Origin of the sequence: Escherichia sp. 20412-1 (genome assembly GCF_003027595.1) — a bacterium.
In the GTDB taxonomy this organism is placed as follows: domain Bacteria; phylum Pseudomonadota; class Gammaproteobacteria; order Enterobacterales; family Enterobacteriaceae; genus Escherichia; species Escherichia marmotae.
Genome location: NZ_PYQM01000067.1, coordinates 1 through 10,622 on the forward strand (window position 1 = coordinate 1; position 10,622 = coordinate 10,622).

The 10,622-nt window shown below is 41.3% G+C and carries 5 protein-coding genes and 5 pseudogenes; 5 read left to right on the forward strand and 5 right to left on the reverse strand.

Going from position 1 to position 10,622, the window contains the following annotated elements:
- Positions 1-166: 166 nt before the first annotated feature.
- From C7B16_RS22930 to C7B16_RS22950, 5 genes are all read left to right on the forward strand, one after another.
- Positions 167-1,300, forward strand: a complete 1,134-nt coding sequence (locus C7B16_RS22930) for a TolC family protein (protein ID WP_107180205.1) — start codon at positions 167-169, stop codon at positions 1,298-1,300.
- Complete coding sequence (locus C7B16_RS22935; protein WP_258182608.1) at positions 1,257-2,036, forward strand: HlyD family secretion protein; 780 nt, start codon at positions 1,257-1,259, stop codon at positions 2,034-2,036. Before C7B16_RS22930 ends, C7B16_RS22935 begins: the two co-directional genes overlap by 44 nt.
- Positions 2,033-2,662, forward strand: a complete 630-nt coding sequence (locus C7B16_RS22940; RefSeq protein ID WP_107180206.1) for an ABC transporter ATP-binding protein — start codon at positions 2,033-2,035, stop codon at positions 2,660-2,662. Before C7B16_RS22935 ends, C7B16_RS22940 begins: the two co-directional genes overlap by 4 nt.
- Positions 2,663-3,128: 466 nt before the next feature.
- The gene (locus C7B16_RS22945; protein WP_258182609.1) at positions 3,129-3,893 is read left to right on the forward strand and encodes an apolipoprotein acyltransferase; all 765 of its coding nucleotides are present in this window, start codon (positions 3,129-3,131) and stop codon (positions 3,891-3,893) included.
- Positions 3,894-4,281: 388 nt separating this feature from the next.
- Positions 4,282-5,489, forward strand: a protein-coding gene (locus C7B16_RS22950) for an IS3 family transposase (protein ID WP_107180209.1) whose coding sequence is annotated in 2 segments (ribosomal slippage) — positions 4,282-4,603 and positions 4,603-5,489 — 1,209 coding nt in all. Because the reading frame shifts where the segments join, the coding sequence is not laid out codon by codon here.
- 58 nt (positions 5,490-5,547) lie between these two features.
- On the opposite strand, the pseudogene C7B16_RS22955 reads toward C7B16_RS22950, so the two are convergent.
- From C7B16_RS22955 to C7B16_RS25500, 5 pseudogenes are all read right to left on the reverse strand, one after another.
- Positions 5,548-6,235 (reverse strand): annotated as a pseudogene (locus tag C7B16_RS22955) (DDE-type integrase/transposase/recombinase); the annotation flags it as partial.
- A 49-nt stretch (positions 6,236-6,284) separates the two neighbouring features.
- Positions 6,285-7,904, reverse strand: a pseudogene (locus C7B16_RS22960) (ISL3 family transposase).
- Between the two features lie 328 nt (positions 7,905-8,232).
- Positions 8,233-8,669: pseudogene (locus C7B16_RS25710) on the reverse strand (autotransporter outer membrane beta-barrel domain-containing protein); the annotation flags it as partial.
- Positions 8,670-8,778: 109 nt separating this feature from the next.
- Positions 8,779-9,748: pseudogene (locus C7B16_RS22975) on the reverse strand (IS630 family transposase).
- Between the two features lie 173 nt (positions 9,749-9,921).
- Positions 9,922-10,188 (reverse strand): annotated as a pseudogene (locus C7B16_RS25500) (IS3 family transposase); the annotation flags it as partial.
- Positions 10,189-10,622 lie beyond the last annotated feature (434 nt).

Genomic DNA, 10,622 nt, shown 5'->3' on the forward strand with positions numbered 1-10,622 from the left:
CGGAGATGTGTAATAAGAGACAGAATGTATTACTTGGCAGATTATTTTTCAGGATAAATCCCATATATTTAATTAAGGGACGACAACAATGATACCTTCATTAAGGCCGGTTATTCTTTTTTATATTTTCACAGTTATTCCGAATGCCAGAGCACAGGAGTGCATCATGGATAATTATTTTAATAAAACTAAAATTTTTTCTTCTTATTCTCTGGATCAAGAACAAAATAAGGTTGAAGAATCAAATAATATCACCTCACTTTTACCAAGAATGTCTATGGGTATGGGGCAATACATTAATAATAAAAAGAGGCTGTCTACTTTTGGTGATAGTAATGTATATTTTTCTCTTTCACAGGATGTGTTTGCTGCATATAAATATAAAAATAATAAAGATAAGTTAGCGATCCAAAAAAGCTTACAAGATCTAGAGTTGCAAAGAAAAAAATATGAGTATTTATTGAATTTTTATTATGATAATATAAATTACTTATATAAACTTGAGCAAATTGAATTAACTAAAAATCAAATTAAAAAATTAGAGACAGATTACAACATGTCGAAGGTATTATTTAATATGGGAAAAATACCTCATCTTGACACAGAAATAAAACGAAACAATCTTGATAAGATGAAAAATACACTTAACGAGGTCGAACTGGAAAGACAGTATACTCTTATGAAGATCAATAGTGATTATGCCGTCCCGGAAAAGTTACTTCACGAAATCTCACTTACAGATATAAAATCGTGTAAAAGATCAAGTATTATGGAATTAGTCAGAGATATTTATCGGAAAAAGAATGAATCTGTTGAGATTGATAACAAAATTAGCGAGTCATCACTTTTACCATCATTATATGTTTCTGTTGGTTTGACTCCTAAAAATGGTGGAACATTGAGCGATATATCCCTGAGAGAAATGGATTATAATGCCAGCATAAGTATAGATATACCGTTGAGTGATTTTTTTTCATCGTTTAATAGTAAGAAAACGAACGCAATGAATTTGGTAAGAAACGGTATTGATAACCTTAGTGACTTCAGAGGAATTGAGCTGTTACGTTTTGATATTAGCAACAAGCTTCATATAATGAAGAAAAAAAATTCAATGTTAAAAAAAGGCTTATATATAAAGTGGAAAGAATTGAGCTACATTTCAGAAAGAGTGAAAAATAAGAAAGAAAGTGTACTTGCATATTATTCTTTACAGGATGACATTTATGACACTGAGCTTGAAATCAAAAGGAGTGAGAATGAACTTATGTATTATGAACTTTATCTTTATTTTCTTGGCTAGTCTTTTTTCACCAAAAGCTTTTTGTGACATATATTACGGTGTATTACATGGGAATAAAATTATTCATTTTAAAAGCCCCTACCCTGGAATTATAAAATTATCCGATATTGAAGAAGGTGAAATAAAACAAAATATCACCTTGTTTAAAGTATTAAATTATGAGTATAACTCCAAGAACCTTTTGATTGAGAAAAAACTACAAGCTGAAAGGAAAAAGAAACATCGGCTTCAAACTGATTATAAAGAGAGTAAATATGCCTATGAGTCAGGATATATCTCTAAGGATGAACTACTTGACATAGAAGATAAAATAAATGACTCTAATATGACTATTATAAATCTTAATGTAGAGCAGGATAACATTGCCAATATGTTAAAACTTGCAAAGCCTTTTGTTTCTTCCCCATTTATTATAAGAAATATTTTTGTAAACAATGAACAATATGTCAACTCTGGAGATGATATTGTAGATATTGAACTTCTTGATCAATTTTTTATTGATGTAAAAATTGATCCAGTTTCTTTACACGGTAACATAAAAGAAAAGAAAATAGAATATCGTTCTTTGGTCAATGGTTTATCTGGTTTTGCATCGGTGATTCGTGTCACCCGTACGACTGAAAGTGGTCAAGATGATAAGTCTTCTGGTTTAAGGGTTGTCACATTGAACATCACTGGAGATCATAAAAAACTATCTGAATTACTTGATACTGCATTTGAGATTGAAATAAAGTGATCAAATTAGATATTTATGATAAACAATTCAAGGATAAAAAAATCCTTAATTCTGTATCTTTGTATGTTGAAGACGGTTCTTTTCATGTTATTACCGGTCCTTCCGGTGTCGGAAAAAGTTCCCTGTTGAACATACTTGGCTTGTTAGACAGAGAATTTTATGGGAGTTATGAGTTTTGTGGCAAGAAGATCAATCCAAAAGATTACAACATAACGGCAGGGATAAGAAAGGAGTATTTTGGTTTTATATTTCAAGACTCTCTTATTAATGAGAAACAAAGTGTAATACGCAATCTTCTTTGCTCCGTAGACTATCCTGACTTGAAATTAGCAGAGGAAGTTGCACATGCTATGCTTGAAATTGTTGGGCTTCCGGTGTCAGATATGAAAGCCATTAATCTATCTGGTGGCGAGAAGCAACGACTTGCCCTTGCCAGAGCTCTAATAAAGAAACCTAAAATTCTTTTGGCTGATGAACCTACCGCAAGCCTGGATAGAAATAACAAAAGAATAATTATGAGTATTTTATCAGAATATAATAAGTCCGGAGGGAGTGTCATCATGGTTACACATGATCTTGAACTTATTACAAGCAATATGAGTGTAATTAAACTGGAAAATTGCTAACTGTTACAATATGCTTTTACATATTATATTCATCATATTCTTATTTTGCTACTATCTTATTTCAAAAGGTAAATTTAAATTATCTTTATTTTTTGTTTTTATCTATTCTTTTCTTTTATCACTCGAGATAGCGAATGAGTATTTTTTTTCATTTGGTCCTCCAGTTCATTTCAACCCAATAATCTTTTTATATGTAGTGGCATACAACATTCTGATGTTCACTATATATCACTATATATCAGGGAAAGGAATTTTGGGATGTGTTATATACGCTGCACTTGTAACCTTTATTTCAGCATTAAAGATCTCGATCCCATTGAATCCAATTATATTATATTATAAATACAGTTTGTTATTTTTGCCGCATACGAATATACCTTTATTTAATTTATATATCATAAACTTATTTCCGGCTCTGCTTTTTTCTTGTGATTTAAAAAAAATAATAATATTACTGGTTTGCTATATGTCTACGATATTACCAATCTGTACATTAATTTCAGACAAAGCACCAAAGATTAATATAGCTATTATTCAGGTCGGCCTTTATTACAAAAACGGTGGAACCACAGAACAGTTTTACGATGATATGGTTAGGTTTATAAAAAATCACAACGTTAATCTTGTTGTTTTCTCAGAAAATGTTTATTTTGGTTATAAAAATTTATTTATCAAAGGGAATACAGATAGCCTTTTGTTAAAGATTAAATCTGATTCAAGTCTTAAAAAATATGCATTCTTATTCAATTTTTTTGGTTACAAACAAATTAATAATGTTATATCAATGTTTCTGTATAATGATCGCTTGCAATTGCATCAGAAAACGGTGTTAATTCCATTTATCGAAAAGAAAAGTGTATTTAATACTTCAGCAAGTCTCTCATCAGAATATCTTAATATAGATAATAAAATAAAAAATAGTGATACGTTTCAGGTTCATGATTTTTCTTTTAAAGCATACATTTGCTATGAGGCATTATTTCCTGTAACAACAGTGCATAACGGTGTGGTAATTGCACAATCGGATTATGTGCGTCTTAATAAAGGAAAAGAATATAAAAAAACGCTGGTTAATGGTAGTTTGCTTGGCAAATTTTCCGTTGCACCAAATACTACGTTAATAAATATACAGAATTATGGTGGAACCATTGTACTTAACAAATATTGGAAAGTTGACTGGGATATTTATAATAGATCAAAAAAAGAACCTTTCCTTGTAGTTAAATTATAACACATCTAGTGATTTTTGTGGTAAATTTTTCTTCTGAATTCTGACACGGAATGTGCGCAACTAATTGTCGATATGGACTGTACTACTCATATCGACAAGTCAGTAAAGTGATGAATGGCTGTTCTACAATGCTTGATAGTTGGGTATGCAGTCAGGGAATTATGTCCTTCGCAATTTCGCCATGGGCATTCTTCGGGCTATAGTCTTGCAGGAGTAATCACCACCTCCCTGGGAGTGGGTTTGGGAATAATAATTAAAAATAAATGATTTTATTTATGGATAGTGCGTCGTATTAACTGAACTGGCCCGCTGAAATACCAGACAGTAGATGTATCTAAAAATAAGAGATAGGCTTGGATATATGTCTAACACTAGTTCTGATTTTGAGATGGCTGGCGTTTTGTTAGGAAAAGAGGTGCGTAAACGTAAAACACCTCAGGAAAAAATCGCAATTATTCAACAGACTATGGAGCCTGGCATGACGGTGTCCCATGTGGCGCGTTTGCATGGTATTCAGCCCAGCCTGTTGTTTAAGTGGAAAAAACAATATCTGGAAGGAAATCTCACTGCTGTTGCTGCCGGAGAGGATGTCGTTCCTGCCTCAGAACTGGCTGTCGCTATAAAACAAATAAAAGAGTTACAGCGCTTGCTGGGTAAGAAAACCATGGAAGTTGAGATCCTCAAAGAAGCGGTGGAGTATGGTCAGTCGCGAAAATGGATAGCGCATGCGCCCTTGTTGCCAACGGACAAGGAATAACCCTGGTAAGCCGTATTCTGGGCGTGTCGCGTGCGCAACTGGCACAAAGGATGAAAACATCTGGTAATAAGCCGAATAAACATCGTCGCAGATGTGATGAGGCTGCGGATGCGGAAGTGTTAGCACGCATCCTTGATATCATCAGCGATATGCCGACATATGGCTATCGTCGTGTCTGGGCCATTCACGAACAGCAGTCCCGTAACGAAGGACTGCTGTTCGTGAATGCAAAGCGCGTTTATCGGATAATGAGCGAAAATAACCTGTTGTTGTTACATGACAAGCCTTCACGGCCGCAGCGGGAACATAAAGGCCGAATATCGGTGAAGGAAAGCGACCAGCGCTGGTGTTCCGATGGCTTTGAGTTCGGTTGTGATGATGGCGAAAAACTGCGTGTCACGTTCGCACTGGACTGTTGCGATCGTGAAGCCATAGACTGGGCAGCAGGCACGGGAGGTTATGACAAAGCAACGGTGCAGGATGTCATGTCAGGAGCAATAGAAAAACGCTTTGGCGATAAAGGAGCGGAACGGCCAATCCAGTGGCAGACTGATAACGGTTCAGCGTACAGAGCGCATGAAACACGGCAGTTCGCCAGAGAGTTGAATCTGGAGCCCTGCACGACGGCAGTCAGTAGCCCTCAGAGCAATGGAATGGCAGAAAGGTTCGTGAAAACGATGAAAGAAGACTACATCGCGTTCATGCCGAAACCGAATGTAAGAACGGCATTGCATAACCTTGCAGTGGCGATCGAGCATTACAATGAAAACCATCCGCATAGTGCGTTAGGTTATCTCTCACCAAGGGAATATCGACGTCAGCGGGTAACGTCAACTTAAGATACAACGACTGTCTGAATATCGTGGGTCAAGGACAAAACCGCCACAACGCCATCTAAAGCACATCGCAGGCCAGTTGCACAGTCATACGCGGTGACATCGACCAGCCAATAACGGCGCGTGACCACAGGTCGATGATTACTGCCGGATAGAGCCAGCTTTCGTCCATGCGCAGATACGTGATGTCACTTGCACATTTCTGTGTCTTGACCACTGGCGTAAAAATCCTGTTTCAGCAGATTCTCCTATATCGGTAGGCCATGTTCACAGTAGCTGATCGGGGTGAACTTCTAGGTGGCTTTTGCCCGCACTCCCTGACGATGCAGGCTGGCTACAATGGTTTTGATATTGTACTCGGTAGTTCGTCAGCGAGACGAGGTGTCCCATTGCCTCAGTGAATGCGTTACGGGCAGCTGTATCACAGATGAGCCGGTCCGAGCTGATATCGACGCAGACGCCAGGCATACCAGCCGCTGCGGGCAACCCGAAGCACACGACACATGGCTTTGATGCTAAAAATTCAATCTGATACTTTTCGATGAAGACATACTTCATTTCAGGTACTTCGTAAAGTATGTCGCGGCCTTTTGGAGAATGGCCAACTCCTCGTCACGTTCAGTTAGCTGGCGTTTAAGGCGAGCATTTTCTGCGGCAAGTTCGCACTCGTGCTCGGTGAAAGTCAGCTGTTGTTGCTGTTTGCGACGCCAGGCATAAAGCTGTGATTCATACGATCTGAGCTCGCAGGCTGTCACGAACGGTGCAATAGTGGTTCTTCCGCAACCTGGGTGGAGATTTTCATGCCAGTGGACTCATGACCCTCTGCCTGAGTAGTTCAAATCCGGCTCGACCATACATCTGGCGTTTCAACATCTTCAGGCGATTTACATGACCTTCGACAACTCCATTACTCCAGCGACTGCTGATTGCCTCACATATAGCCGCAGCATCAGCTTCCATCCCCGCAGCCACGCGCCGAAGTTCTGCTGAACCGCTTTCGTGGACTCGAGTGAACCAGCTGCTTAGCTGTGATTTATTTTGGGTTTTCAAAATACGGTAGAACTCGAGTACCAGTTGCTGCACTATTTTCAGCTCCGGTTCTTTTTCACACATCAGACTAATAAATCGGGAAGCATAATTTTCTTCACCCCTGATTATTCTCCAGGGCATCAACCAGCGGCTTATCCGGGACACTGAAGGAAGTCTGGCGGCAGTAGTAACCGGTGGGATCCAGTCTTTACGCCATTTGGCAACAGCATCCCTTACGATGGTTTCACTGCCTGTAAACCCCCGGGCCACCATTTCCCGCCATATCCGGCTGGCGTTATAATTACCACTTTCTCGTTGCTCTTTTAACCACTCCCTCCATGGGTCCAGAAGCCCTCGCTTTGGAGGCCGGGTTGACATTTCAGGGAATGTTCCTGAACGCACCCAGCGACTGACTGTCACACGTGACAGGCCTGTAATACGGGATATTTCCCTGAAACTACATCCCTTGTTATGCAGGACCATAACCTCTGTCCAACGCTGATGCCGTTTTTTGCGGGTTTGCTGTTTAAGGCGTTCCGGACGACGGAGCGATGCTGCAGGCACAGACAGTTCTGGCTCAGGTGATTTCTTTGGTGACAACTCACTGGCAACAAGACGTATCAGAGGCATATGTCTGTACATCATTCGTTCAAGTGCATCGCCAATATTTTTTAGCAGATGCCATCGATCGACCACCTGTCTGGCCTGAGGTGCACCTTCACGTGCTGCTGTCGCATAGACTCCACTGCGATCACGCGAGACAACCTGTATTTCCGGATATTTTCTGAACCAGGTCGCCAGCGTACGCTGATCACGACCGGGAAGCAGGACGAGGGGACGGTGAGTATCAAGATTGACGATTAACGTACCGTAGCAGTGGCCCCGATGCCACGCCCACTCATCAATACCGACATGAGGTGCGCCTGACTGTTTCGTCTCCGGGGTATTGATAACCCTGCGAAGAAGAGTATCAGCACTGCAACGGAGACCCATTGCCGTTGCTGCCCGTTTTCCAGCCTCACCTCCGGCTATTAATCCCAGTTGACGTTGTAAATTTTGTAACGCCTGTGAAGACTGCTGGTGTGAACTGGCGAAGGGAGCAAGCGACCCGGCAAAAATTTTACGTGAACAAGCCGGGTTACGGCAGTACCAGTGGCGGACGGAAAATACAAGCCATAGCGTCTGCCCTGAGCAGGGTAAATGCTGTATCCGGCGCCGACGAAAACTATGAACAGAGTCGCTACGCTAAAAGCATTCAGGACATTGTGCTGTTTTGCGTTTCCCGTGGAGATGGAGGGTTATACCGTCAGAGCTAATAATTTGTCGACTGCATCGCCATCCGCAAGGTAACTGTAGAAGTGTCTTAAGAGAGTGCATTGCGTTGCCCATAACTGAAAACAGCTTAGATCCTTGTTCACCAGAAAGTTTCATCCATTTTCTTCCACCCAGGTTGCGGAAGAACCACTTTCGTCGTTGACAGCAGGCTGCTGCGGCCACACCGATGCGCTCTGCAAGATTCAGGGCTTCGTTGCGAAATTCAGGCGTGTATTGCTTACGGAGCTTCTTGCTGGTTAATACTGGGTAAGATCAGATTTGATTCCTTCTGACAATCCGCTTTCCCAGTTATTACTGCTTGTAAATGTCGCAGTTACTCCTGTAAATAATTCTCCGCTTTCAATTATATGCTTCCTGTCTGCCCCAATTTGCAAGTGCGTATAGATTGGTTAATATCAGGCGTGACAAAGCTAATGCTATCCGCATCATTGCCATTGACATCTCCAGTGATGCTCCCACCCGCGCCAACATTTAAGCTTGTGTTTTGTCCGCTAAGCTCCCAGCTTTAGGCGGAATACATCGTTCCAAGCTGAACTGACAGCAAGGAAAGGCTCGACCCCGCATTACTATTTACTGCCCAGTCAGAAAGCAATCCGGTTGTAGCAGTCAATTTTGCCCATTCACCTAATGACAAAGAAGATTGAGTGAAACGGTTGAGCTGATTAAGTGTTGTAGAGGTCATCGTTGTCGTACTATCTGTACTATTAATACTACTGGCAAAATTTTCATTAATAGTTAGTGCCGATCCTTGTTTCAACTGTACATGTCCAGTGAAACGGATCTGATCATTTTCAGCGGTGCCTTTGACTTACCCAATGTGTGGCACTACGCCAAACTGACTACAAATGCTTCGGCAAATTTGCGGGTCAATTTATCCAGTGATTAGCCCAGTTCATTCAGAACTTCAGTCAGTGCACACCTGAAGTGATCAACAAAAACTGGCCACCGCGTTAGAGTTTTTCCAGTATCGATTTTCCGATTCATTTGGGTTAACTCATCGTTATATTCATGAGGCCGGAATGCACTATAATATTCAACTATATACTCAGTTATTGCACGGGCAGCTTCGTTGAGGCTAAAGTAACCAGCCACTGGTACCCACTCTTCAGACTTCTGAAGACACGTTCCATTGGGCTATTATCCCAGTCGTTTCCCCGGCGACTCATACTCTGCTTGATCCGATAACGTCACAGCACCTGCCTGAACTGCCTGCTCGTATAATGACTGTCGTGGACGCTGTGCAGCGCTCCGGCCAGATAATATTTTTCATTCTGTCCCAGCGTGACCACCCGTTTTTGCTGTCCGAGCAGTTGCCAGTCCGCACCGATTTTGGGATGAAGATGGATATCCACTTCATCTTCATAAAAGACCGGATGCTCTGTGTTGCATTCGTCCAGTGCTTTATGGATTGCTGCCATCTTTTCATCTTTATGCGTGTCACGGATACGCAGAGTTGGCGTAGTCCTTCGCCACACAATCCCCGCAGACGGCAACCAACGGCGAACGGTTCCAGCATTTAACTGGCAACCGATTATCTTATTGATTTTTGTTGCCAGTAGCTCTGTACTCCAGCGTGAACGCTAGGAGCCAAAGTTGCCGGGAGAATGTTTTACCAGCTTACGTAACAGTGTGCAGATATGCTCAAACGGCCAGCGACGGGCACGCCCGGCAGATAATGATTTCAGTCCCTCAACGCCCGACTGCGCGAACCAGTTAATCCAGCGTCCAACAGAGGAACGGGCGCAGCAGAGCGTTCTGGCAACGTCGCTGACACGGTCGCCCCGGTGCAGCATCAGTATGTTAGTCAGTCTGCGGGCATAATTTTTATCGTGTATTTTATGGATGGCTTTCTGCATCAGGCGTCGTTCGTCATGGGAAATTGGTGCTATGATCGGCATTGCTCAGTACGGTTGGTGATTTGTTTTGATTGGGCGATTGATCAGATCGCACAATCCGGGCTGAGTTCCCTCAAAGTGATCTACTATTCCGCGCAGCTTTTTAGAAAATTGCTCTGATCGAAAATAAATATCAATACGGCTGTGACTAGCAGCTTACCTGTGATAGATAGTGCCGACTGTCGACGAACCCATACCCCCTGCTCCAGTGTATCCAGCACGAATGTCGTTTCCATGGACGATGAGAACCGCCACCTCACGATGTATCCGGCAAACACAACCACATAGACAAAGCCCTGCCATATACTTACCTAGGTGAAATCATCCATCCACAACTGGTTAGTATGTTCTGCCACGAACTGACAATTCACGCGTTCGCATGCGGCAACGATTTTCCAACTGACTGTAGTGCGGATCTTTTTACCCCGGAAAACACCGGCAAGTGTATGAGGTGCGTGGTCAGCCGAAGGACACCATAATTTACTGCGATAGTAATAATGGCTGTGTCAGTTTTTATCATCACTCAGTTTTCCGTTTAACCAGATTATGTGATTACTGATGCAGTGAAGACCTTTTTTGTCCTGCCATGGACTCTGTTTTCCCAGCACTGCCTCAAACAAGGCCCCTCCTAAACCCACTCATTCTTACTTAAAATATAAAACCGCCAATCAAAATAACAAAAAAGATAGATATATAAAACAATATCAACAAGAAGATAAAATCCGATAAATATCTAAAACAGAATCAACAAAACACCCCAAATAGATAAAAAAATATGGATAATGAAAAATTCACTTAACATAAACGATTAAACTGTTATAAAAATAAATTACGCAGCATGCGTGAATTATATTGTTTTTGTTTTAATGTAAAGGAT